Raw genomic sequence first — 24,834 nt, 5'->3', positions numbered from 1 at the left:
TCCTATTTTTTCTTGAAGAGGCCCTTCAGTTCCGGGACTTTCAGTGATTTCGTTCCGCTGCCGACCAAATCGTCCAGGGTTTTCTTAAGCAGGTCTTGAACTCCAGCCATCTTTTGGTCACCCAAATCCAGTTTTTCGAGAGCGGACCCGGCGTTTTTGTCGATGAGCTGCGAAAGCTTTTCCGTTTCTTTTTCCACCAGACGGGTGACTTCTTTTTCAAGATCAGCCCGAAGTTTGGCCACTTCTTGGTCGAGGGCCGCTTTGACGGCCGCGCGCAATTGGTTGTCGAGCGTTGAATTGAGGGAGAACCTTGGTTTCTTGATCGTGCCCGATACGTCTACCCCCACCTGGGTTTCGGTAACGCTCCTTAATACTTGATCCACGGCGGTGGTGATGCGATCGTTTTTGTCGCTGGCAAGACGACCAATTTGAAGAGCGGTCGCGTCCAGGTGAATGGTTCCCTCTAAATCGGGTCCGCGGGCTTTTAACTTTGTTTTAATTTCCGCGCGACCAGTCTCGACGGAGACAGGGGCCCCTTTCAGAGAACCCAACCGTAAGTTTTTTAACGGGAGCCCCGTGTAACTGACGTTCAGCGTTTCCATGGGGGTATCGGTGGTTAAGTCCAACGAGGCGTAGAGGTTTAACGCCCGTTCTTTTGATTTTCCCGCCACTTCCATAACGGCGGGTTTGCCCAGAAGCTTTGGGTCCGAAGCAACATCCGTAAGGGATCCTTGGTAAGCCAACGCTCCCGGTGTCTCACCGCTCAAGGCCGCCCGCATCAGGTGGAACGTGGGCCACCGGTAATGGAAAGCGAACGGAACGTCGCGGCCCAAACGCACGGGAGAGGGGGGGGCCTCTTTTCCCTTTTTATTGCCGCTCAAATTCCGAGCTCTCTCGATCCAACCCAGAAATTTTTCAAGTTTAGCGAACCCGGCAGGGCCCAAGAGCCCCTTGGTAAGCCCTTCTGGGGAAAGGCTCTCTTTCACCCGGGCTATCGCCGCGTCAATGTCCTGGCGTCGAAGCCGGTCAATTTCTTTAAGCGTTCCCTTGGCTTCGGTGACTTCCCGTTTGAGATCTGACCCTATTGCTTTTATTTCATTCTGAGCCGAAGCGAGTTCTTTCTTGAGGGTTTGGCCCTCCGCGATCAATTCCTGAACTTTAGCAAGACCTTCCAAGCCCGAAATTTTTTCTGATTTCACTTTCTCCCCAAAGTCCTGGGTCCGTTGGGATAAACCTTTCGGGTCAAGATTTTGGGTTCGGTTCTTCCATTGGTCCGCGAGGGCGGTCAGGCGGTCTCTCTCTTCAATGGCTTTACGGTAGGAGGCGAGATTTTCCGGCGCGATCAGTTTTTTGGGATCGTAGGCCTCTTTCATATTTCCCGCGGCGGTCTCCGCCGCTTCCCGAGCCATTTTTTCAACCGCGGAAGCGGGGGCTTTCTCTTTTTTTGGTAGTGCCCCGGATGTCTTTCGCGGGGTGCCGGTGCGAATTCCTAAAATCTCGGCCCGTTCCACAATAATCTTTTTCCAGAGAAGGGGTTTCGGTTGAAGGTGGAGGAGCAACGTTTTAATTTCAACAGCGTTGGTCATGGGGGCGTCGGGGTCTGTCACGGCCAATCCTTCGATCTGTGCGGTCAGGCGCCAAAAACTGGTGCTGACCTCGGCCACATCCACCCGAGCGCCAACGGCCGCTGTCCCAGCGATTTGAATCGCGCTCTTCATCCCCCGGTCCAAAAAGTAGTGGGTTCCCGCCCATATAAGGAAAAGCGGGGCAATAATCATCGATAAGCGACCCCAACGGATCATGAAAACCTCTCATACAACAGGTAAATCTTTGAAACCTTTACGATTTGAACGAGTTTCCATTTGGATGCCATCGCCATTACCTTTTCCCGGTAGCGGGTCACCCCCCAAACGGCCCCCTTGAAAAGGGGGATGAACAGGATCAGAGACACCATAAGGCTTCCAAGGACTAAGGTGTTGTTGAAACGTGTCCACGGTAAAATGGGGAGGTTATACAGAGTGGTCCAAAGACCTTCCAAGGCCGGGCGAGTGAGCAAGAGTTCTCCTACCCGGTTGAAAAAAGGATCAAACAGGTAGGAAAATAAGGCGAACAAAATGGCCGAGACCAACGACGCGCTCTTGTTCACCGGCAAGAGGAAGATGAGAAAAAGAACAAGAACATTGTGCAAACTTCCCTTGGGGGTAAGCCCGATGATGGCCCCCAGGGCAAACCCGCCCGCCAAAGCGTGGGGGGAGGCCTTTTCATTCAACGCCCTAATAAAGGAAAAAAGAATTTTGGCTATGAGCATGGGATCATTCTATGTAACCCCGGGGACGCCGTCAAATCCAAAATTCATCCGGAATTTGACAACGGGTGGATATCTTATTAAAATAGGCATGTTTCAATCCCTCCGTTATTCGATCTTCAGACGAAGGTCAAAGCGAATTCAAAGGATCGGTGTCGGTTCGTGCCGGTCACCCCGCTTAGGCGAATCTTTTTTTTCCATTTGCCGACGGACGGAATTATTTCAGGAGGACGAGATCACTATGCAAATTAAATCAGCAACAGTCTGGATCGGGGGCGCGGCTGGCGACGGCGTGGCGTCCACTGGGGACATCTTGGCTAAAACCTGTAGCCGGAGCGGCCTCCACTACTTTGCCCAAAGCTCCTACCAGTCGGTTATTCGCGGTGGGCACGTGGTGTATCAATTTCAAACCAGTTCTGAGCCCGTTTATACCCACGGCGACAATTTTGACCTGATGATTGCCTTGAACCAAGAATCCGTTGACTATCATGTAAAGTCAGTTCAAAAGGCCGCAGGTCGCGGTTTTATCTTCAATTCTGACAAGGTCAAGGTAGACCCCGCGGTTCTTCCAGCGGGGACTCTGGCTTACGGTTTGCCTGTCGGCGACCTTACGGCAGAGTTTGGGCGCAATCCCGTCATGCAAAACACCCTCGCTTCCGGCGCCTCTGTTTTCCTTCTCCAGTTGCCCTGGGACGTTTTTGAAAAAGCGGTGCGTGACCAGTTCGGGAAGAAAAAGGCTGAAATTGCTGATTTGAACGTCAAGGTCGCACGTAAAGGGTTTGAATACGCCGAATCCAAGTTCCAGCCCATCAAAGATATCGTCTTGAAAGGTGATGGCCAGGCGCGCATGCTCATGGGCGCGAACCAGGCTATTGCCCTAGGCGCGGTGGCTGGGGGCTGTACGTTCTATTCCGCCTATCCCATGACGCCGGCATCGGCCATCATGCATTGGTTGGCTCCACGCTCGGCTAAATATGGCGTTGTGATGAAACAGTGCGAAGATGAAATTGCGTCCATCAACATGGCCATTGGGGCTGGTTTTTCAGGAACCCGCGCTATGACAGGGACCTCTGGGGGAGGGTTCGCCCTCATGACGGAAGCCATGGGTCTTTCGGGGATTACCGAAATTCCCGTTGTCGCCGTCCTGGTTCAGCGGGGAGGGCCTTCCACGGGCCTTCCAACCAAAACGGAACAGGGTGACCTCTTTCAGGCGTTGGGCGCGGGCCAAGGGGAATACCCGAAGGCTATTTTGACGCCCATCAGCGTCGAAGATGCCTTTCACTCCACGGTTCAATCGCTCAATATTGCTGAAAAATATCAGATGCCCGTGATGCTTCTCTCCGACTTGCTTCTCTCGGAACATTTGGAAACCCTGGAAACCTCCTCCCTTACCAACAAAGTGTCCATTGACCGTGGGGAAGTTCAAGCGGGGCCGTTGGGCGCGGAGTACAAGCGCTACGCGGACACGCCTTCAGGAATTTCCCCTCGGGTTTATCCCGGCGTGGAAGGGGGGCAGCACGTGGCCGCTTCCGATGAACACGATGAGGACGGTTGCTTGGTTTCGGATATTTTCACGAATCCCTCCACCCGAGTGAAGATGGTCAAAAAACGGTTCCGAAAAATGGACGGACTTGCGAAGGAAGTGGCGAGCCAATCCATCGTGAAAGAAGGGCCGGCCCAGGCGGATCTCACTCTGGTCGGGTGGGGATCCACGTACAAGACGTTGAAAAACATTCGCTTGGCCCTGGAAAAAGAAGGGGTTAAAGTGAACCACCTCCAGTTCCGTATTGTGTGGCCTTTCCCCAGTGAAATGGCGCTGAAAGAACTGAAAGCGGCCAAGAACGTCGTTCTCGTTGAAAACAACTATTCCGGCCTCTTCGCCAAATTGCTCCGGCAGGAAACCGGCATCGCCATCCCTCATCACATTCGCAAGTTTGACGGCGAACCATTCTACTTCGCCCCGCTCCTTGAGAAAGTGAAAGGATTGTTAAAACCCGGCGGCCCCGAAGTCCAGTATTTGGTCACGGACGAACTGGATATTCCCATTAAGCGCGTCGCGGTCACCGCGTAAACCGAATTCACGACAGGAGATATTTATGATCGAACTTGCAACCCCTCAAGACGCTTCGAAATTTCGTTCTGAAATCAAACCCACCTGGTGTCCCGGTTGTGGGGATTTCGGTGTTCTCAACTCCCTTCAAACCGCCTGCGCCACGCTCAAGATCAATCCTAAGGATTTGGTGGTCGTGAGCGGCATCGGTTGTTCTTCCAACCTGCCTGGTTTTATTCATTCCTACGGCATGCACACCCTTCACGGGCGTGGCGTGGCCGTGGCCCAGGGGGTCAAGCTCGGCAACACCGACTTGACCGTTGTGGCGACAGGGGGCGATGGTGACGGTTACGGTATCGGCGTGGGCCATTTTGTCCACGCGGTTCGGCGGAACATCAACATGACCTATGTGGTGATGAACAATCAAATCTACGGGCTCACCACCGGCCAAGCGTCGCCGACGACCAGCAAGGCCCACAAAACGAAATCCACTCCCGCGGGAAACCTGGAGAACGCTCTCAATCCCCTGGGCATCGCGCTCATGGCGGGTGCGTCTTTCGTGGCGCGGGGGTTTTCCGGTGACTCTTCCGGTTTGGCCGAAATCATGACCCAAGCGATCGCTCACAAAGGTTTCTCACTCATTGATGTTTTGAGCCCCTGCGTGACCTACAACAAGATGAACACGTATGCCTGGTTTCGTGAACGGGTCTACAAGTTGCAGGAAAAAGGTCATGACGTGACCAACATGGAAGCGGCGCTCAAAGCCAGTTTGGATTGGGACCAGAAAATTGCCACGGGGGTTCTCTATCAAGTGGAACGTCCCACTTACGAAGAGCAGGATCCCGCCATGTCCGAGTTCGGTCCTTTGGTGAAGCATAAACTCGGTCTGTCTGACGACGATTGGAAAGCCGTCGTTCAGGAGTTTATGTAACCCTAAGTTAAGTATTTTTTTTAACGCGGCCGCGGTGTGGGGAATCTTCCCGCCGCGGCCGTCGTTTTTTGAGAGGGGGGACGTTACAGTTTGAAACGGGTTCGCACGTTGGCCAGGGAAAGTTGGATCGCTTCCAGCCGAGAGCGAATTTCGGGGGAAATGTTTTGTTTTTGCAGTTCAGCCAGTTCGGTAAGGGCGTTCCCCAGAAGAGCCCGGTCCGCTTTGATCGACTCCGCTAAGGATCCCGTCATCTGATTCAGATCGTCTTGCAGGTTTTTCAGTCCATCGTCGTTCCGCAGGGAAACCCGTTGGGTGAGATCCCCCTCTGTGACGCTTTTCGCCAGCCGTGAAAATCGGAACACCGGTCCCGCCAATCGGTTAAAAAGGACGTAAAGAAAGAAAACCAGGGATAGGAGGTAAAGGGCGAATCGCAGAAAGAATGTCCATGTGGCGTTTTCGAAAACTTTCGCCAGGTCCGGGCGCGTGGGATTAACGAGAACCGAATCTTGCATAAACCATTTGAAATCCAAAAAAATCAAAAGGGCCAGCGATCCGAAAAAAGCGACGATCAAGACAACATACCTCGTTTGGAAGGAACCCGGAATAACGGTTTGGCGTCGAGCCGCGTGTCTTTGTTGGTCCATGAAACATTTCTACAGTGATTTAAGTTTGTTGTCAAGGATTTGACTTTCTCCGCCTTTACGGTCTCGACGGAATGTGGTAATCTTAACGTCTTATGACAGACCATTTGAATCCGGATCAAGAAAACCCACCGGTTTCCCCAAGGAGAGCTCCCGTGACGAGCGATGCCCCCGCAGTGGAAGAGATGACCATGGAGGAATTGTTAAAAGAATCCGCACCCCAAATTCGGAGTGGGGGTATGGTGACCGCCTATGTGGTCGAGGTGAGCGATGCTGGGGTTTTGGTCGACGTGGGTCTCAAGGTTGAAGCTTTGATTCCCTTGGCCGAGTTCCGTTCGTTACCGAAGCCTCCTGTCCTGGGAGATACGTTTCCTGTTTTAGTGAAGCGGGCGTCTGGACCGGGCGGCCCGGTTGTTTCTTTTAAAGAGGCGCGTGAACGTTCTAATTGGACCCAATTAATTCAGGCCCGTGAAGCGGGGGTTTCTTTGGAAGGCACTGTTTTGCGTTCCGTGAAAGGTGGGCTTATCGTTGATGTGGGGATGGAAGCGTTCCTCCCCGCCTCGCAAGTGGACCGACGCCCGGTGAAAGACTTGTCGTCTTGGTTGGGAAAGAAAATATCCGTGGGAATTATCGAAATGGACACGCACAAAGGAAATGTGGTTGTCTCGCGACGGAAACTATTGGAACGAGAGGCGGCTGAAAAGCGCACGGCCACCTTGAAAACCGTTGAAGTTGGAAAAGTTTTGAAAGGCACAGTTACCAGTCTTACCGCTTTCGGGGCCTTTGTTGACATTGGCGGCGTGGAAGGACTTTTGCGCATCACGGATGTGTCGTGGGGTTGGGTTGGCAAACTGTCGGATGTTCTTAAGCCAGGGGATGTCATCGACGTCACGGTTTTGAAGTTTGATCCCGCCACGGGGAAAATCGGTTTGGGGCGAAAACAGCTGATGCCAAGACCCTGGGATTCCGTTGCTGAAAAATGTCCTGTGGGTTCTATTCAGAAGGGGAAGGTCACCAGCTTGACGGATTTTGGTGCTTTTGTTGAGGTCGCCCCTGGGATTGAAGGCTTGATCCATCAGTCCGAATTTTCTTGGAAAGAGCGGAATGTCAAACCCAAGGAGCGAGTGAAATTGGGGGAAGAAGTCTTTGTGTACATCCTCTCGTTTAGCCAGGCGGATGAAAAGATGGCCTTGAGTCTTAAACGGGCCGGGGAAAACCCTTGGGTGGAAGCCGCGCGCCAGTTTCGTCCTGGGACGCGGGTGACTGGGGTTGTGACCACGCTGTTGCCGGTGGGCGCTTTTTTACGTCTTTCTTCCGGAATTGAAGGGCTGATCCGGGTGCAGGATCTGTCGTGGACGAAGACACACGCCCACCCCAAAGAAGTGTTGACCAGCGGGCAGGAAGTGGAAGCGGTTGTTTTAGAGGTGAACCCCACCGCGGAAAAAATGTCCCTTGGCATCAAGCAGCTTTCGGAAGATCCCTACGCGGCCTTTTCGTCTGGGGCGACGGTGGAAGCGAAAGTCGCTCGGTTGACGGACACCGGGGCATTTCTTCAATTGGCGCCCGACATTGAAGGGTATGTCCATATTAGTGAAATCGGTTCTGAAACGCGCTTGGATCACCCTTCCCAGGTTCTCACGGTGGGCGATTCGGTGACGGCTCAGGTGGTTAAAAATGACCGAAAAAAACGTCGGATTGACCTCTCCATCCGAAAGCACGAATGGAAAGAGGAAAAACGCCTGCTCAAACAGTACAAAGCAACCCAAGATGGGGTTTCTTTAGGGGACGTCATGGGTTGGGGAAAAGACGAGGGGGAAGAGTCTCCCCCTTCAAAGGACACCCCCAGTTAATTTGATTCAGAACGGGTTCCTTTGGGCCTGAAATGAAAACCCGATCCCCTTGGTTTCTTGATCCCGCTTGGCTTCTCTTCCTGGTGGTGGGCGGAGGGGCGATCTTTTTCACTTTACCCCTGTATCCCCCACCGCTTCCCCCGACCCGATTTCCTAAAAATCTCACGGATTTTAGATCCCCAACGGAGCTCCAAAAGGCGAAGTCCACCGCTTTGGCCGCGATTGAAACGAATCCGGAAGATATGGCCGCTCACGTGGAGCTGGCGATGGTTTCTTTTGAGGGGGGAGGGGACCACTATGTGAAAGGTTTGGACTATTTGGAACGGGCGCGGGATCTGGGGGTGTTGGACGAGCGGTTGTTCTATTACGCCGGAGTCATGTATGAAGCCCAGGGGCTTCCCGAATACGCGGTCCCTGAATACGAAAAATATTTGAGACGCCACCCTGAAGATCTTGAAACCCGCCTCCGGTTGGCCAACTTGTTTTATCGGTTGGAAGATTACGATAAGAGCATTGAAGGCTATCGGGTGGTCTTGGTCCACACGCCGAACGATCCCCTGGTGTCGTTCAATCTGGCCATGGCCTATCGAGAAAAAAAGAAATGGGGGGAAGGGTTGGACGTTTTAAAACCCTTTCTCGAATTGGGTTCTCCCCTTCCCACCGGTGCCCAACGGCTTTTGGGCGACCTCTATCTGGGGGCGGGCGAAACGCAGCGGGCCTGGAACGCCTACGAAAAAGAACGGGTGATTTCTGGTGAGAGCGCGGACCTGGCCGCTCTCATGGCTTCCGTTGCCGAAAAACTTGGGCAGAAAGATCAAGCCATCGAACGCTGGAAAAAAGTCCTCACCTTTGACCCGAACAACCGCCAAGCCCGCACGCGTCTCCGCCGATTAAAATAAAGAGATCCCATCCTCCCGCTCTCACGGGGTCGGGAGGGTGAACCAAAACTCAGCGCCCTGGCCAGGGCCATCGGATGTGGCGCCAATTTCTCCCCCGTGGGTGTGAATAATTTCTCGAGCGATGGTGAGACCCAGGCCAAGACCATCTTTTTTCGAAGCGTGGGATTCCGCTTGAAAAAATTCCTCGAACAGATGGGGAAGCGCGTCCGGGGGGACCCCTTCTCCGGTGTCTTTCACTGAAACATGAAAGTGGGATTTTTTCCGTTCCGCTGTTACCGTGACGGCTCCATGGGGGGGCGTGTGTTTGAAGGCGTTGCCTATGAGGTTCGTGAGCGCCTGGTCAATCCTCTTCCCGTCCAAGGGGATGGGGGGGAGAAGGTCTCCCACTATCTTGGTTTCAAAACGGATGTTTTTTGATTTCGCAATGGGAATCATGCGGGTGTCCACGTCCGAGATCATTTGGGCGAGGTCGGTCGGTGATTTTTCCACCCGCAGTTTTCCGGCTTGGATGCTGACGAGATCCATGAGGTCGCTGATTAATCCCGACAAATGATCCGATTGCGAAATAATGATGGTCAAAAACTTGGTCACTTGTTCCGGGGTCAGTCCCTCTTTAAGAAGCAAGAGCTGGGCGTAGCCACGAATGGACGTTAACGGCGATCGAAGGTCGTGAGAGACGATGGAAAGAAAGCGGGTCTTTAGTTCGCTGAGCCGCACAAGTTCTTTGTTGGTGTTTTGCAGTGTTTCCAGCAGGGCTTTGTTTTCCAGTGTGAGGCGGTTCTTATCCAAGGCGTTATCCAAGGATCGCTTCAGCTGATTCGAATCGATGGGTTTAATGAGGTAATCGTAAACGTCCGCCTGAATCGCTTTCACCGCCATATCTAAGCTGGCGTGGGCTGTCATGAGGATGACGTTGATGTCTTCGTTGATTCGCCTGAGCTCTTTGGCGAGGGCCAGGCCTGTCATGTCCCCCAATTCATAGTCGAGGAGAGCCACGTGATAGGCGGTTTCTCGCGCCGCGTGGATGGCGGCGGTCCCGGTGGCAACGCCGTCCACCCGGTAGCCGTCGTCGGCCAAGACATCCACAATGAGGTCCAGGAGGTGGGGCTCATCGTCCACGACCAGGATCTTTCCAAAGTCTTTGGTGTCTTTCATAGGGGCTCTCCATAGAGTAATGGGAAGTAAGCCAAAGATCAAGGGAAATTTTATCGGGGACACCTCCGGCCCCTTGACGGGGGGGGGATTGGGGTTTATAATTCTCTTATTACTTTTTTCGTCGGAAATGAAAATCATTCGTCGCGGTTGACCCGCGCAAGGGGAACGCATGGCTTCCAAAATCTTGATTGCAGAAGATGACGCCAATATTTTAGGTTTGTTGTCGGTGTTTTTAAGTGGGCTGGGCTATGAGGTTTCTCTGGCGCGGGACGGGCAGGAAGCCCTGGATATGGTGGTCCAAATTAAGCCGGATTTGGTCATTGTGGATGTGATGATGCCCCGGATGAACGGGTTTAAGTTGGTCAACACCTTGGCCATGGACCGCCACGACATTCCGATGCCCAAGGTGATCATGCTGACGTCCCTGGCGGATAAGGAAAATGTCCAGCGGGGTCTTTCCGTTGGGGCGGATGTCTATATTCCGAAACCGTTCAACTTGGAAGACGTGGCCGCGCGGGTCAGTGAACTATTGGGTGAAGCGCCCGCCAAGTAGGGCGGCACTTCCCGAGGGGAATTATGGGACTCTATCGACGTTGGAAAATCTTTTGGATGAACAATTGGCTGTGGATCGTCATCATTGCCTCCATTGTGGTTCTCATCATTGCCACCATTTACGGTCTTTCCAAATTGGAAAGTTTTTATCGGACGATGACTTTAGCCAACATCCCCCTCCAGCTCATGTTTGCTTGCGTGAGCGCCCTGATTTTCGTTTTCCTTTATTCGACTGTTCTTATGGGCCGGATGGGGAAACTGGGCAAAAAAAATCGAATCCGTCTGGAAGATGTGAAAATCAATTTCAAAGACGTCATTGGGCTGGAGAACTCAAAAAAAGAAGCGATGGAAGTCGTGCAACTTCTGAAAGATCGGGCGAAGCTGAAGGCGATTGGGGGGAACATCATCAAGGGGTTGTTGATGGTGGGCCCGCCTGGAACAGGAAAAACCCTTTTGGCCAAGGCCATTGCGACCGAGTCCGGTGTTCCTTTTCTTTCGATTTCGGGTTCTGAATTTGTTGAAGTCTTTGTGGGGGTAGGCGCCAGCCGCGTTCGACAACTTTTTAAACAGGCCCGTCAGTTGGCCTACGCCCATGGGGCGTGCATCATTTTTATTGACGAGTTGGACGTGATTGGCCGCGGCCGTCACTTTAATTCTTTCGGGGGCGGGGAAGAGACCAACAGTACCCAAAACCAACTGTTGGTGGAAATGGATGGGTTAGGCGAAAAGGCTCAAAACGTGGTGGTGATCGGCGCCACAAACGCGGAGGAAGGGGTGTTGGACAAGGCGCTCCTGCGTCCGGGACGGTTTGATCGCAAAATTTATATTGACCTGCCCAACCTCAATGAACGGGTCGACCTGTTCCGTTACTACCTCAAGAAAATTCAACACGACGCCTTTATGGACATCGGTCGGCTCGGCCGCCGGTGCGTGGGGAAATCTCCCGCCGATATCATGAACATCACCAAAGAAGCGGGCCTGATCGCGACCCGAAATAAAAGGACAAAAGTCGAGTACAAAGACATTACCGAAGCTCTTGAACGGATCGACCTGGGGATTGCCCATCCCCTCTCCATGTCGGCTAAAGAGCGGGAAATGACCGCCTATCACGAATCCGGCCATCTCCTGGCCCTCTACACCCTTCACCCCACGGACGATGTGTTTAAGGCGTCCATCATTCACCGCGGAGGGGCTTTGGGGGTTGTCTATCATAGCCCTCGGGAGGAACAACACACCGCGAACCGGGATCGGATGCTGGCGGACATCAAGGTCTCTTTGGGGGGCTACATGGGGGAAAAAATTAAGTATGGCGTGACCTCGAATGGGGTTTCTTCTGATTTCGCCCACGCCATGAGCCTCGCTCACAACATGGTGTGGCGGCTGGGGATGGGGCGAAACGGTTTCGTGGGGGATTACACCCGGATTCCGGAATCCCAACTTTCGGAATCGTTTAAAGAGAAGCTGAACACGGAAACCTACGAAATATTGAACGGTTGCGCGAAGGAAGTGGAAGAATTTTTACGGGCGGAATGGGCGGTGGTGGATCGTTTCGCCCAAGAACTGCTCAAACGAAACGAGTTGGAGTTCGATGACATTCATGCCATTTTTGCCGAATTTGGAAAAGCGCGCGACCAGGTTCCCATTGAAACGGTCATGGCGGACTCTCCGCCTCCTCCTTCTAACTCTCCCAGCGCTTAGCGCCTGCGGTCCGGTCACCTTTCCGGCCGACCGTCTGCCCGAGGCCGTCCGTGCGCTGTGCCTCAAAGAGCAAAAGGTTGAGGTGGAAGCCCGTTTGGTGGGGAAAACCCTCGCTCTCTCCTGTGACTTGGAGGGGTTGATCGGATTGGATTTGGATTTTAAAAAAGAGGCGCTGGAAACCCTGGAAGGCGTCATGCTTTCCGGCACGCGCGCTTCCCTGTCCACGGACGCGACGGTTGATTTTCTTTTTATGCGGGTCCGGGATTCTCGCCTGGGCTCGAGCATCACCCTCCTGCGATATATTCCCGATATCAAGGGTTTGATCTATATGCGATACTCCCGGGCTGATTTTGAGGATCGGTTGGTGATCGAGACCGACGGGGAAGAAGATCCCGAGACCGCCGACGCGTTGTGGCACGACATCACGATGCCCGAATTTATGGCGAGGCTCATTTCCTCACGCCTCCATCGCCAGTTGACGGGGAACCCGTTGGTGAGCGTCTTTCTTCGGATTTCCCGTGTCCGCGGACGAGTGGAAGGCGGTGTCCTGGTCCTCCAATTGGAACGGGCCGAAACGGAACCCTTGACCGACATGACCAGCGAAATCCTTGAATCGGTGGTGGCGGAAGTGACCCTTGCCACCGCGAAAAAATACGACCCCACTGGGGCCCTCCTCCACACTGTTCGCGTGGAAGAAAAAACCGGATCTCTTCTCTGGGAAAAATCCCTCACGAACCTTTCCACAGGAAACAAATAAAACCTTCTTGATTTACCCGATGCTCCCCGTCTTTCCGTTATAAAAAGGGCGACATCCCGCCTCTGGATGAGACATCAGAGGGCTAGCCTGAAATTTTCAGTTGGATCGCGGGATTCGACAAAAAAATCAGGCCTTTTTCCTTCAAAAAAAAGTTTGTCCGTAGTCCCCGCCACGACCTGCGCTTTTTTGTTCGTAAAAAAGCCCGCTTTTTTCGTCTCGCACCAGCGGCTCTGCCGTCTCAGGTGCCAGAGGCTCTCTGCGCTTGGCCGGTCCTCGCGGTCAACTTAGGGGTATCCTTCGTGGGTAAGAGTGACCCGAACCGTTGTTGATGGGTCTATTTCAATGTCGAAAGTTCCCGTTGTCCCTGGGATCCAGTTCCTTCGAATCCCGGAACTTGGTCGAAGGGCCGAATCGGCCGTAACAGAGAGAAACTGTGTCAGATCTTGGGCCGATTCGGAGGCGCTCACCGACCCGATATGGACCTGAGTCAGGAGGTTGTGGTCCCGGGTCCTTTTCAACCAAGACGTGAACATCATCAGAATGGGCAAAAGGATGAGAAGGAGGAAACTCACATAAACAAGAAAACTCCCTTGTTCGTTGGAGTTTCTGGGAGACGGAGGGAATCGTTGTCTATCCATTGGAGAAAAGAGAGCTCAAGGTTTTCGTTGTTTCCCCGCGGGTGACTGTAACCCGCACCTGTTTGTGGTCGGTTTTTAATCCTGCCACTGCGGGAACGAGTTTAATAACCCCCGCAACCTCTTGTGGATTCACGAAGATTACGGAAACGTTGCGGGTGTAGAGGCCCACCGAGTCGCTGTATCCGTTCCAATCATCAATGTCATCGAAATCCGCGGGGCCAGTTTCCAAAGCGTCTGGTCCTAAATCAGAAGAGAGCGCAACGGTCCCCGCTGGCCCTTGCTCGTCCCAGCGCGCCAACCGGATGGTCGTTAGCAGGTTTTGGGCATGGACCGACAGCAATGTCCGATTGTAAACTTCATGGGGGGACGTCACCACGGTTTGGAACATTTTCATAACGCCCAGAAAAACTATGGAAATCACGACCAATGCAATAAGGGCCTCAACCAAGGTCAATCCCGAACGTGTGTGACGATGGGGGGGGGGCATCATGGGGCCCCCAAGGACGTTAAGAAAGAGGTGGCGATGAATTTTTCATTTCCATCAGAGGGTCCTGCCTCCAGCTGAACAAGGAGAGGCCTCTGAGTCCCCAGGATCGTATCGGCTTCGCCGTTTTGCCAGGAAACGGATAAACGCCGAATGTTGGGAAGATTCGGTTCCAAGGTACGCCAGACGCCATCCGGATCCAATCGTTGGCGAACCAGCGTTCCGGATCCCCGGTTGACCGTTAAAAAATAACGAAGCCGCCAGCGGTTCCCGTTCGTCGCGTCCCGGCGTTCAAACTCGAGAACAGCGGGGTTCCCTGGGGTTAGGTCAACCCCCAAGGGCGTCAGCGTTAGGTCATCAAACAAGAATGACGCTAACACGGGTGGCGATCCGAAACCAACCGTGTCGACTCCCAACCGAATAACATAATTTCTGCCGGCCACGGCGGTAAAGGTTGATGAAAGTTGGGCCCAGGTTCTGCTGGCCGTTCGGCTCGACACCCGTATCGTGCTGGGCATGGAAACGGCGTCCCCCAAAACTTGGATTCCTCCCTCCCGCTCAAATCCCCCGACCGCCTGAACTTTATAAACCCACCCACTGACTAAATAAACTTGCCCCTCCTCAAGTCCCGTGAAGACCGGGCTGTCCACGTGGTGTTCCGCTCCGAAGGAGGTGATCAGCAACGCCCCGGACCCGGACCGCGCACGGTTGGCGATGATTCGGGAACTGACGGTATTTTGTGACGCCAAGGGATCAATGACATCGAGGGGAGCGATCCATCGCGAGGGTGCGGGCGAAGGGAGTTGGGTGGGGGGAACAAAGACAAAGGTTTCAAATCCCGCGTTCGGTAGAAGGTTCATGAACGAGCCCCGCCCGCTGGAGTTAAAATCTCTTAACACACGATCTTGCGCTCGCAGCAGGTCACGCTGAATTCCCATCATTTTGTCGGTTGACGACAAACCTTGAGCGGACTGTTTTATGAGGAGGGACAACCCCACCACAACGACCATAAGGATGCTACCGACCACCATCATTTCAACAAGGGTCACCCCACTTTTTTTGGAGCGGGGGGCCCTCACGGAGATCCCTCCGCTTTTCCAGAGGATCTTCCAATCGGGGTTGGATTTCCTGCGGACGGGGGGTCGACGATTAAATAGTCGGTGCTTTTTTTATTGAAGGATCGTGTTCGAACCTCTGTTTCGACACGCACGCGGCGTTGTGTGTTCCAAACATTTTCAAAGAAGATCAGGGGAGCCACTCGGCTGGACCGTACAATATCCAAATCCCCGTCCCCATCAAAATCCGCAATCGCCAAGGACATGTTGGTGGCGCACTCCCTATTTTCTGTTACAAAGGGTTCCACCAAAGGCACTTCATCCCAAGCCATTTCACTGGCTGAGATTCTTCCATCGCTGTTCCTGTCCACATGGCGGGCCACGTAAACCATTACCATCGAATCCATTCCCCGGGCTTCAAGGGGAGCACTGAACTTATTGGACCGGCTCCCGATAACGACGTCCAAAAAACCATCATTATTTAAATCGCCAAGAGCCACATCCGCTGGGAACTTGTCCAAATAATCCAAATACGCGGGATCGGTCCCCACCGCCGGATTCCTTGCTCCTAGGATTGTTTCCCCGCTGGGGAAAACGAATTCGTCGAAATTGGTTCGATTATTATTGGTGGTAATAAAAGCTCGAATTCGGTTCGTGCCATCATCGAGATTCTGGTTTGCCGCCACCACATCAAGCCTCGTGTCGTTGTTTAAATCACCCACGGCTAAGCGGCGCCAAAAAGTAGAGGTGGTGCTTCCAATGTGTTTTTTTCTGAAGCGGAGATATCCTGCATTAGGGCCTCCCGTTATGGCTCCCCGATTTTCTAAGTAATCGTGTTCGTTGAGTGGGGAGACGATATCCAGTGTGTCATCATTATCAAAATCAACAGCAATGATTTGGTTGGGTTCCACGGGGCCCACACGTAGGAAGTCTCCCACCCAAACACCCCTGGTGTTGGATGTGTTTTCCGCTTGAGGCTCATCTCCACCTGCCCCCACTGTTGTATTGAAGTAACCGTTAGCGGGCTCTGGGCCGTCGACTCCTCCCCGATGGTAATGGAGGGAAGAATGGTCGAAGCAGTTCGCGTCTCCACAACCCGAACCTGTTCGTATAACTCCCGTTATCAAATCGTTATGGCCATCACCATCGATATCTCCAATATCCCCTGAAATCAAATTCCCGTTGCCCCCGTTAAGCCCTCCTCCCCAATAATTCCCGTTAACAACGGTGTGTTCCAGGAACGTGACAACTCCACCTACCAACGTATTTTGATACCAAAGCAATTTCGTTTCCGGACCGGCCCAGACGGCGATGTCGAAGCGGTCATCGTTGTTTAATTTTCCTACTTTAACGTCGGTCCCCATTTCGAAATTTGAAGGAATGAGATGGAGGGCAAAATGCCCAAACCCGTCATTTTCCAACCAGGCCAAGTTCGTCCCCGCGTAGGTGCGGCCGCTGGGATCGCCTATCGCCCCCGCCACTCTGTTGGGTGACCGATAGGGTGTTGCTGTCAATCCATCAAAACCAAACAAATAGTCGCCGGTTGCGAGCCTCCCTAAGTCGCGATCCGGCTGGGGAGTGGTTGTGTAGGTATAGACCATGTCCGTTGAGGGCCCACTGGCGTATGTATAGGGGTAACGCCTTCCGGAAAGGAGAACAATATCTTGGTCCCCGTCTCCGTCCATATCTTGGGCCGCAATCCTCATAATGTTAGAGAAATAAGAAAAGTTTGCTGAAGTGAATTTATGGGACCCCCCGACCCCGGTGAGTGTTCTTGGAATGAATAAGGAGTCCGGTCCATCGGCCCCAAGAGCCGGAAATCGAAGGCCCATTAAAAGGGCTCCTGTCACCAGTCCCCGTAAAGTTGTTTTTTTCATTGTAACCTCCAAACGTATGCTCCATTCTGAACGAGATCCAAAAATTCAGTGTTTCTCCCCATTGTGACACAATCCCGGACCGAATAAAAAGGCGATTTCTTCATGTCAAGAAACCCTCCCCCACCCCTCCCTGGTCTCATGCGACAATTTGACCATTAATGGACGAAGATTTCGCATGTTCTCCAAGCATTTTTCCCAGGCAAGTATTTGGTGAAAATAGGGTATTCGTTGGTTTTCATTGGCCTCTTAATTTCTTTCTATCCACGTGTGGATAGAAAACCCCTCCTCATGGATCAAATTTGGGATAATCATCCGGTGAAATCATCACAAAGAGGGATCGACTATTTGCCCATGCGAAAATACATGACATTCATTGTCCTCCTTATCGCTTCAGGGGTTTTGGCTGAAGGACATCTTGTGTCTACGGGGCCGTTCACGTTGGAGGCCTGCTACCGTTTGGCGCTGGCTCAGAGCGAATCTGTGGGGCTGTCCGAGGAGGACATCCGTCGGGGAGAGGCCCAATACCTGCAATTGCGGTCGGGAATCCTTCCGGCGATTGGTTTTCGGGCGACGGAAAAAATTCAAGATGTTTCGGGAGTTCCGTCCGGAGCCAACGACACGGTTTCCCATCCGTTTCGGCCTGAGGCCGCGCTTTACGTTCGGCAACCCCTTTTTGCGGGGTTCCGGGAATTTTCCGCCCTGAAAGGGCAAAAGGCAGAAATTCAGGCGCGGCAGGAAACGGTCCATCGGGCCAAAATACTTCTCTATGAAGACGTCGCGGGACTCTTCTACATGGTGGCCGATCGCGATCGGGAAATGGAAAGCCTTCAAAAACTCATCCGTTATTCCCAGGATCGTATCCAGGAACTTAAAAAACGGGTGGCCATCGGGCGTTCTCGGGAAAGCGAAATCCTTTCCACCCAATCCCAAAACGCCAACCTGGAATCCCGTTTGGAAGTGGCCCAGGGGTTTCGAAGAGCTTCCCTGGCTGTGCTCAATACCTTTTTGGGGGTTGACGCGTCGGGGATCGTGGACGATCACCCGGAAGCGGTCCTCCCGGCGCCCTTAGAAAACTACCTTCACCGTTTGGGTCAACGGCCTGATGTTCGGGCGGCGGAAGAACGGCAACGGGCTTTCGGTCATTTCACCGTGGCCGCGCGACGGGGCTATTCGCCCACGCTGGATGTGGCTGGCAACTATTACCTCAAACGGGTGGGGTCCAATAAACCCGTGGACTGGGATGTCCTCTTCACATTCGATGCCCCTTTTTACACCGGGGGAAAAACTCGCAGTGGGGTGGAACAAGCCCAAGCGGACGAACGGGCCGCGGGGCTTCGGGTGTCTCAAACTTTCCGTGCAGCGGAAGGCGAGGTGCGCGAACGGTATCAAAACCTGTTAAGCCTCCTCGCCCAGGTCACGAAACTCCAACGATCTGCGGAATTGGCGGAACGTAATTACACCGTCCAGCAAAACGAATACCGTCTTGGTCTCGTGAACAATTTGGATGTGTTGACCGCTTTAAATACCTGGCAGGAAACCCAGTTGGCCTTAGACACGGCCCGTGTGGCGGCAAAAAATGTCGCGCTTCGCTTGGATCTGGCTGTCGGTCGACTTCCCGAGGTTCACCCATGACACTCTCTGACCTTTCCATTAAAAATCCCGTTTTTGCCTGGATGATCATGATCGGGTTGATCGTGTTTGGCCTGATTGGGTTCAACCGCATGGGGGTCAGCCAACTCCCGGACGTGGATTTCCCTGTTCTCACGGTGAATGTCACTTGGGAAGGCGCCGCCCCCGAGGTGGTGGAAACGGAGGTCACCGACGCCCTGGAAGACGCGGTGATGAGCGTCCAAGGGATTAAGGAGGTGTCCTCGGTCTCCCGTCAAGGGAGCGCCGTGGTTACGATTGAATTTGATTTAAACAAAGACATTGATGTGGCGCTCCAGGAAGTCCAAAGCAAGATCGCCCAGGCGCAGCGCACCTTGCCAAAGGAAATCGATCCCCCGGTCATCAGCAAATCCAACCCCGAAGACCAGCCCATCATGTGGCTCGCGTTTTCGGGGGACCGGGATATGCGTTTTATCATGCAATACACCCGAGACTTTTTGAAAGACCGTTTTACCACGGTGTCGGGCGTGGGGGAGGTGTTCCTCGGGGGCTATGTGGAGCCCAACCTGCGGGTGTGGCTCGATGCGGAAAAAATGGCCCAATACGAAGTGACGGTTCAAGATGTGGCCGCCGCGATCGAGGCCCAACACGCCGAAGTCCCCGCTGGGCGGATTGAGACGGGGTCCCAGGAGTTGAACGTGCGGGTGATGGGCGAGGCCACCACTGTTAAGGAGTTTGGTCGTTTGATCATCCCCACCCGAAGCGGTGCCCCCATTTATCGGACACTTCGGATTTCGGACGTGGCCACGGTGGACGACGGGTTAGCGGATATTCGGCGTATTTCCCGATCGAACGGCCAACCCGCCGTGGGTTTGGGAATTCGCAAACAGAGGGGCGCGAACGCGGTGGCGGTTTCCCGGGCGGTCCGAGCCCGCATGGAAGAGATTCAAAAGGACCTTCCCGATGGGCTTCGACTGGTGGTTAATTTCGACAAAACCCGTTTTGTTTCCGATTCCATTCATGAAATGGCTCAAACTCTCGTCCTGGCGGCCCTGTTCACCTCCTTGGTTTGTTGGGTATTTTTAGGCTCTTTCAGTTCGGCGCTCAATGTGGTTCTGGCTATTCCCACGTCGATAATTGGGGCCTTTCTGATCCTGTATTTTTGTGGGTTTACCCTCAACACGTTCACGTTACTGGGGCTTTCGCTCTGCATCGGGATTGTGGTGGACGACGCCATCATGGTCCTCGAAAACATCGTGCGCCATCGGGAAGAAGGGCTTTCTCGCGTGAAGGCGGCGATCGTGGGGGCCCGTGAGATCACCTTTGCCGCCATGGCTTCGGCCCTGGCGATCTTGGCCATCTTCCTGCCTGTGGTGTTTATGAAGGGCATCATTGGAAAGTTTTTCTTTCAGTTCGGTGTCACCCTGTCGGTGGCGGTCTCCCTGTCTTTGCTGGAAGCCTTGACCTTAGCCCCCATGCGGTGTTCCCAATTCTTGCGTGTGGGACACACCACAGCCATGGGTCGCCTGGTGGATCGGCTGATGGCGGTGTTGGCCCGGGGGTACCGACGTTCTTTAGAAAAATGTTTAAGCTGGCGTTGGACGGTGGTGGGGATCGCGTTGGCTATTTTTGTGGGAGGGTTTGGGTTGTTAAAGGGTGTCAAAAAAGAGTTCGTGCCCGCCCAGGACCAGAGTGTTTTTCTCGTTCGCCTTAAGACGGAGCTGGGGTCTTCCATTGAGTTCACCGATGCGGCGGTCAAGAAATGTGAGGCTTTTATGTCCGCTCGACCGGAGGTCAATCGGGTGTACGCGGCGGTGGGTGGGTTTGGCGGTGGGGAAGTCAATTCCGCCATCATGTTTATTTCCATGAAGGATCCCGGAGACCGTCCGGTGGCTGATCCGTTTGTCCGTCCCCCCAGCCAACAGGAATTTATTGCCCATATTCGCAAAGAGTTGAATAAAGTCCCCGGCATCGAACGGGCTGGGGTGCAGGACCTCTCCCTTTCGGGATTTTCTTCCCAGCGGGGATATCCCGTGGAATTTACCGTTCGGGGACCGAATTGGGAAAAATTGGCGGAAGTGGCCCACACCCTGATGGCCAAAATGACGGACTCTGGGCTCATGGTGGATATCGATACGGATTACCAGTTGGGTATGCCCGAAGTGCGGGTGGCGCCAGATCGGGAAAAGGCTTCCGCGCGGGGGGTGACCGTGACCTCTATCGGAACCACGATCAACGCCATGATTGGCGGGGTTCGGGCGGGGAAATACACCCAGGGGGGGAAACGTTACGATATTCGGCTTCGCCTGGCCACTAAAGACCGTCGACAAACCAACGATATCGAGAGGATTTTTGTTCGCAACAATCGGGGGGAAACGGTACGGCTTTCGGACGTGGTGGGATTAAAAGAAAAGCCTTCTCTCCTGACGATCACCCGACGGAACCGTGAACGAGCGGTGGGGGTGTTCGCCAACATCGCTCCGGGCAAATCCCAGGGCGAAGCGCTGGCTTTTCTTGAAACCGCCGCCCGTGAGGCCACCCCAGAGGGGTATCGGGTGGTGTTGTCGGGGAGTGCGGAAACTTTTAAGGATTCTTTCCAAAGTCTTTTGTTTGCCCTGGTGCTAGGAATCTTTGTGGCCTACATGGTCCTGGGAGCCCAGTTCAATAGTTTTGTTCATCCCTGGACCGTTCTGATGGCCTTACCCTTCAGTATCACGGGGGCTTTTATTGCCCTTCGCCTCACAGGGATTTCGCTTAATATTTACAGCATGATCGGGCTGCTCCTTCTTATGGGAATTGTAAAGAAGAACTCGATTCTTCTGGTGGACTTTACCAATGAACGACGAAAAAAAGGGTTCAACGTCCGCCAATCTCTCTTGGAGGCCTGCCCCACTCGACTTCGTCCGATCCTCATGACGTCGGTGTCGACCATCGCGGGCGCCATCCCCGCCGCGGTCTCCGTGGGCGCGGGGGCCGAATCGATCCGTCCCATGGCGGTGGTCGTGATCGGCGGGATGGTCCTCTCCACGCTTCTCACCTTGTTTGTGGTCCCCGCGGTGTACAGTCTTTTGTCCAACCTCGAAAGCCACCGCCACGACAAAGATCTGCAGGAAGCCCTCCGTGAATTGGGCGAGATCTCATCTCTTCAAGAAAAAGCCGTTGCTTTTTCAAGGGAGTTCCCTCTCCCGCCAGGCGGGAGAGAGGTGGGAGAGGGTGGGCCACTGTGATGACCTTTACTCTTTTGTCGTGGATTATCGCGGTATCCCTTTTGGCAGTGCAGATTGTTGAGTGGATAGGGGATGTGTTAAATCTCCGCGCTTTGGTCCCCACACCGCCCGCCGGGTTTGAGCGTGTCTATGACGGGGATCGTTACGCGAAAAGTCAGACCTACACCCGGGAACGAACTCGGTTCGGTTTCGTGGTTTCGAGTGTGTCCCTGGTGACGCTTTTCCTTTTTTGGTTTATGGGTGGGTTTCATGTTTTGGATTCCTGGACACGATCCTGGGCCTTACCGGAAATATTTCGCGGCTTGGCCTACATTGGCATTCTTGCCATGGGAAAGGAATTCCTTTCTCTTCCGTTTAGCCTTTACGGAACCTTTGTGATTGAGGAGCGTTATGGGTTCAATCGCACCACGGCCCGAACATTTATCGGAGACCGACTTAAAGGGTACGGTCTCACCGTTTTGATTGGCGGGCCGGTGTTGGCTTTAGTCTTGTGGTTGTTCATTCGATGGGGCGGGGGCGCCTGGGTTTGGGGGTGGATGGCGGTCGCGGGGATCAGTCTCCTCTTTCAATTTATTGCACCCACCTGGATCCTGCCCCTCTTTAACAAATTCACACCTTTGGAAGAGGGACCACTTCGTCAGGCCATTTTCGATTTAGCGCGGCGGGTGGAATTCCCGCTCACCAATGTTTTTGTGATGGACGGATCCAAGCGGTCCGCCAAGGGGAACGCTTTTTTTACAGGTTTTGGGAAAAACAAGCGTATTGCTCTTTTTGACACGTTGATTGAAAAGCATACAGTAACGGAACTCACGGCCGTGCTGGCCCATGAGATCGGTCATTACAAGAAGGGGCACATCTGGAAAGGGTTTGCTTTACGTGTTGTTCAGACGGGCGTGCTTTTCTATCTTTTGTCTCTCACGTTGGGACGTTCCGAACTGTTCAACGCGTTTGGATTGGAGCAAATCAGTGTTCCGGCGGGGCTCGTTCTCTTCGGCATTCTGTTTTCACCGGTATCGTTCTTCATCAGCCTCCCCCTTCACGCCTTCTCCCGTCGCAACGAATATGAGGCGGACCGGTACGCTCAAGAAACGCTTGGCACAGGGAAAGACTTAGCCTCAGGTCTAAAAGGACTCTCCGCCGCAGGCCTGTCAAACCTAACCCCTCATCCCTTCTACGTTTGGCTTCACGCTTCCCACCCGCCGGTGGTGGACCGGGTGGCGGCCCTTTTAAAATTCTCGCCGCCAGTAAAGTCCCCGACCGTCGGAATAGAGACCCTTCAATAACCCTTTCTTTTTCTCCGACCGGGCCACGGCTTTCCCCGTGAAATAACCCAGCGCCGCCCCGGCCACCACATCGCTGGTCCAATGTCGGTGTTGGTAGGATCGGCTGAACCCCACGAGCCCCGCGGTCCCGTAAGCCATGGCGGCCACCCAAAGGGAAGGATATTCTTCCGTTGTTGCAGCCGCCCAAGAAAAAGCGGTGGCCGTGTGTCCTGACGGAAAGGATACGTTTTCTTTGGATGACCCCTGGAAGAAATGGAACGTGTCGGGGTCGTTCTCAGGTGTGGGGCGTTCCCGGCCCGCAATGAATTTGACCCCGAGAACAGCGACCCCGCTAACCAACGTTGCTTTAGTTAGTGTTACGGCGAATCGTTTTGTCCGATCGGACCCGGCCCAAGTTCCTCCGCCATATAAAAGTCCCGATGACACCACCACGAATTCCGGTCGACCCAGGAAGTCCAACCGCCCGTTGGGTTGTCCGAATTCAGGTCCATCCAAAAAATTGCCCAGTTCTCCTTTCGAAGATTTCATCATTCGATGATGAATCTCAGAGTCGAGAGAAAAGGCCACCGCTAAAAGGCCTCCCGTGATGGCGGCGGGGATCATCCAGGAAGGCCGAGGAGAAGGTGGGGTGTTTTCCATGGCGAAAAGAGGTCCCGTGATGAGACCGGGGAGGATTCCCGTGAGGAAGTATCGTCCAAGTAAGCGTTTCTTCATAAGGGACTCCGCGCCTTCTTTGACGGAGGTCCGCCAAAAGGAAATGTGAGGGCCAACCCGGGTTTTCCCGCGATGGTCGTGGGTCCAATAAAGAAGGGGAGTGAGGCCGAGTCGTCCGTTTTTGATCGTCCCCGGTCCACGGCGATTTTTCCGAACATCCATCCCATGGCAATGGCCAAGGGGTAGTCGCTGTACCAATGAACCCCGTTGTTCACCATTTGAAAAGAGAGAGCACCCATCAACGTGTAGCCCAGAGGGCGCACGAATTTGTATTCGGGGTAGTTGGAGGAGATCACCGTCACCGTGACCATTGCGGTGGAGAGATGCCCAGAAGGAAAAGCGTCATATTTATTTACGTGTTTCGCGTAATCCTTCTGGTTGGGGAAAAACTGCCATTTCCCTCCCGTTTGGGTGGCGGTGTTCGGGTTTTCCCGGCCGGTGGTGTGTTTGAGGAGTTGAACCACGATGCCGTTGGCGAGGATGCCTTCGACCAGTTGACTTGCGGTCTGCAGGGCTCGATTGTCCGAAGCCATCAACCCGACCGTAAGAAAACTTCCCGCAATCGCCGCGTGGGTGATCCCGTCCCCTAAGAAATAGAGCCCGGTGCCGATGTTGTTGGGGCCATTCAGTCGAACTTTGTAAGAACCTGGAAGCGTTATATCCGCTAGGGTATTTTGTTCGCTTTCGTGGGTGATGTTCAGTGTGTCTCCGGCCTTATACGTGCGCTCAAAAAGGTATTGGTCCAGGACAATCAAGACCCCTGTCCCAGCGGCCAAGAGACTGAGGGGGAGAATGTTCTCTTTTTTAAAGGTTCTTTGCCAGGCCATTTTCATGTCGGACGGCTGGTGGGTGATGAACGCGAGCGGGTGGGGGCGGGTGTATCCATAACCCCGTCGAACGTGAACCGGAAGATCCAAAGACGGCACTTCGCTCGGGGTTTCGGCGGAAAGGGGATAGCTTGAAAAGAGGAGGATGGTGGGGAGCGCCAGGCGTACAAATGAAATCAAAAGAAAGTCTCGATCGAACAGATTTTATACAAAACAGTTGTCTTCCAAATCATTGATTGCCACACCCCTATATAGTAGGATGGCATTGTAGTTGTTTCCCGGG

At 53.7% G+C, this 24,834-nt stretch carries 20 protein-coding genes; 10 read left to right on the top strand and 10 right to left on the bottom strand.

The genetic code is table 11. From position 1 onward, the window contains the following. Positions 1 to 2: 2 nt before the first annotated feature. Both JNK54_07635 and JNK54_07630 read right to left on the bottom strand, forming a co-directional pair. A complete protein-coding gene (locus tag JNK54_07635; GenBank protein ID MBL8024134.1) occupies positions 3 to 1,802 on the bottom strand; it encodes a TIGR03545 family protein in 1,800 nt (599 codons plus the stop codon). Further along, positions 1,799 to 2,308, bottom strand: a complete 510-nt coding sequence (locus tag JNK54_07630; protein MBL8024133.1) for a TIGR03546 family protein — start codon at positions 2,306 to 2,308, stop codon at positions 1,799 to 1,801. Before JNK54_07630 ends, JNK54_07635 begins: the two co-directional genes overlap by 4 nt. Positions 2,309 to 2,546: 238 nt before the next feature. On the opposite strand from JNK54_07630, the gene JNK54_07625 reads away from it, so the two are divergent. Further along, positions 2,547 to 4,376 carry a 2-oxoacid:acceptor oxidoreductase subunit alpha gene (locus tag JNK54_07625; GenBank protein MBL8024132.1) on the top strand — a complete coding sequence of 610 codons (1,830 nt, stop codon included), beginning with the start codon at positions 2,547 to 2,549 and terminating at the stop codon, positions 4,374 to 4,376. A 25-nt stretch (positions 4,377 to 4,401) separates the two neighbouring features. Continuing rightward, entirely contained in the window at positions 4,402 to 5,286 is an 885-nt protein-coding gene (locus JNK54_07620) for a 2-oxoacid:ferredoxin oxidoreductase subunit beta (protein ID MBL8024131.1), read from the top strand. A gap of 83 nt (positions 5,287 to 5,369) precedes the next feature. Here JNK54_07620 and JNK54_07615 read toward each other — a convergent pair whose 3' ends face one another. Further along, positions 5,370 to 5,930 (bottom strand): hypothetical protein, encoded by a 561-nt coding sequence (locus tag JNK54_07615; protein MBL8024130.1) that lies wholly within the window; start codon positions 5,928 to 5,930, stop codon positions 5,370 to 5,372. Positions 5,931 to 6,082: 152 nt separating this feature from the next. Here JNK54_07615 and JNK54_07610 point away from each other — a divergent pair, with 152 nt between their 5' ends. After that, a complete protein-coding gene (locus tag JNK54_07610) occupies positions 6,083 to 7,777 on the top strand; it encodes a 30S ribosomal protein S1 (GenBank protein MBL8024129.1) in 1,695 nt (564 codons plus the stop codon). Between the two features lie 32 nt (positions 7,778 to 7,809). Beyond that, entirely contained in the window at positions 7,810 to 8,676 is an 867-nt protein-coding gene (locus tag JNK54_07605) for a tetratricopeptide repeat protein (protein MBL8024128.1), read from the top strand. 21 nt (positions 8,677 to 8,697) lie between these two features. Here the strand turns inward: JNK54_07605 and JNK54_07600 are convergent, their stop codons facing one another. Continuing rightward, positions 8,698 to 9,831, bottom strand: a complete 1,134-nt coding sequence (locus JNK54_07600; protein ID MBL8024127.1) for a response regulator — start codon at positions 9,829 to 9,831, stop codon at positions 8,698 to 8,700. Positions 9,832 to 10,000: 169 nt separating this feature from the next. On the opposite strand from JNK54_07600, the gene JNK54_07595 reads away from it, so the two are divergent. The 3 genes from JNK54_07595 to JNK54_07585 are packed head-to-tail and all read left to right on the top strand — an operon-like array spanning position 10,001 to position 12,838. Further along, entirely contained in the window at positions 10,001 to 10,384 is a 384-nt protein-coding gene (locus tag JNK54_07595; protein ID MBL8024126.1) for a response regulator, read from the top strand. A 56-nt stretch (positions 10,385 to 10,440) separates the two neighbouring features. Beyond that, positions 10,441 to 12,081 carry an AAA family ATPase gene (locus tag JNK54_07590; GenBank protein MBL8024125.1) on the top strand — a complete coding sequence of 547 codons (1,641 nt, stop codon included), beginning with the start codon at positions 10,441 to 10,443 and terminating at the stop codon, positions 12,079 to 12,081. Beyond that, positions 12,026 to 12,838: a hypothetical protein gene (locus tag JNK54_07585; GenBank protein MBL8024124.1), complete on the top strand. Its 813-nt coding sequence runs from the start codon at positions 12,026 to 12,028 to the stop codon at positions 12,836 to 12,838. Before JNK54_07590 ends, JNK54_07585 begins: the two co-directional genes overlap by 56 nt. Positions 12,839 to 13,122: 284 nt before the next feature. On the opposite strand, the gene JNK54_07580 is transcribed toward JNK54_07585, so the two are convergent. Genes JNK54_07580 through JNK54_07565 form a run of 4 tightly spaced genes read right to left on the bottom strand, consistent with a single transcriptional unit; the run spans position 13,123 to position 16,892 of the window. Continuing rightward, positions 13,123 to 13,410, bottom strand: coding sequence for a hypothetical protein (locus JNK54_07580; protein ID MBL8024123.1), 288 nt, complete (start codon positions 13,408 to 13,410; stop codon positions 13,123 to 13,125). Between the two features lie 58 nt (positions 13,411 to 13,468). Beyond that, the gene (locus JNK54_07575; GenBank protein ID MBL8024122.1) at positions 13,469 to 13,966 is read right to left on the bottom strand and encodes a prepilin-type N-terminal cleavage/methylation domain-containing protein; all 498 of its coding nucleotides are present in this window, start codon (positions 13,964 to 13,966) and stop codon (positions 13,469 to 13,471) included. Further along, positions 13,963 to 15,039 carry a type II secretion system protein gene (locus JNK54_07570; protein ID MBL8024121.1) on the bottom strand — a complete coding sequence of 359 codons (1,077 nt, stop codon included), beginning with the start codon at positions 15,037 to 15,039 and terminating at the stop codon, positions 13,963 to 13,965. Before JNK54_07570 ends, JNK54_07575 begins: the two co-directional genes overlap by 4 nt. Further along, positions 15,036 to 16,892, bottom strand: a complete 1,857-nt coding sequence (locus JNK54_07565; protein MBL8024120.1) for a VCBS repeat-containing protein — start codon at positions 16,890 to 16,892, stop codon at positions 15,036 to 15,038. Before JNK54_07565 ends, JNK54_07570 begins: the two co-directional genes overlap by 4 nt. Positions 16,893 to 17,207: 315 nt before the next feature. Between JNK54_07565 and JNK54_07560 the strand changes: the two genes are divergently transcribed. The 3 genes from JNK54_07560 to JNK54_07550 are packed head-to-tail and all read left to right on the top strand — an operon-like array spanning position 17,208 to position 23,010. Continuing rightward, positions 17,208 to 18,524 (top strand): TolC family protein, encoded by a 1,317-nt coding sequence (locus tag JNK54_07560; GenBank protein ID MBL8024119.1) that lies wholly within the window; start codon positions 17,208 to 17,210, stop codon positions 18,522 to 18,524. Continuing rightward, complete coding sequence (locus tag JNK54_07555) at positions 18,521 to 21,727, top strand: efflux RND transporter permease subunit (protein ID MBL8024118.1); 3,207 nt, start codon at positions 18,521 to 18,523, stop codon at positions 21,725 to 21,727. Before JNK54_07560 ends, JNK54_07555 begins: the two co-directional genes overlap by 4 nt. Beyond that, on the top strand, positions 21,727 to 23,010 hold the full coding sequence (locus tag JNK54_07550) for a M48 family metallopeptidase (protein ID MBL8024117.1): 1,284 nt from the start codon (positions 21,727 to 21,729) through the stop codon (positions 23,008 to 23,010). The genes JNK54_07555 and JNK54_07550 overlap by 1 nt, the downstream gene beginning before the upstream one ends. On the opposite strand, the gene JNK54_07545 is transcribed toward JNK54_07550, so the two are convergent. Together JNK54_07545 and JNK54_07540 are read right to left on the bottom strand one after the other, a co-directional pair. Then, complete coding sequence (locus JNK54_07545; protein ID MBL8024116.1) at positions 22,954 to 23,724, bottom strand: phosphatase PAP2 family protein; 771 nt, start codon at positions 23,722 to 23,724, stop codon at positions 22,954 to 22,956. The two genes, JNK54_07550 and JNK54_07545, sit on opposite strands and share 57 nt — an antisense overlap. Then, a complete protein-coding gene (locus JNK54_07540) occupies positions 23,721 to 24,731 on the bottom strand; it encodes a phosphatase PAP2 family protein (GenBank protein ID MBL8024115.1) in 1,011 nt (336 codons plus the stop codon). The genes JNK54_07545 and JNK54_07540 overlap by 4 nt, the downstream gene beginning before the upstream one ends. Between the last annotated feature and the right edge of the window lie 103 nt (positions 24,732 to 24,834).

Source organism: Elusimicrobiota bacterium, assembly GCA_016788905.1.
Classification (GTDB): Bacteria; Elusimicrobiota; Elusimicrobia; order FEN-1173; family FEN-1173; genus JADKHR01.
This window is presented reverse-complemented; position numbering and strand designations above follow the sequence as displayed.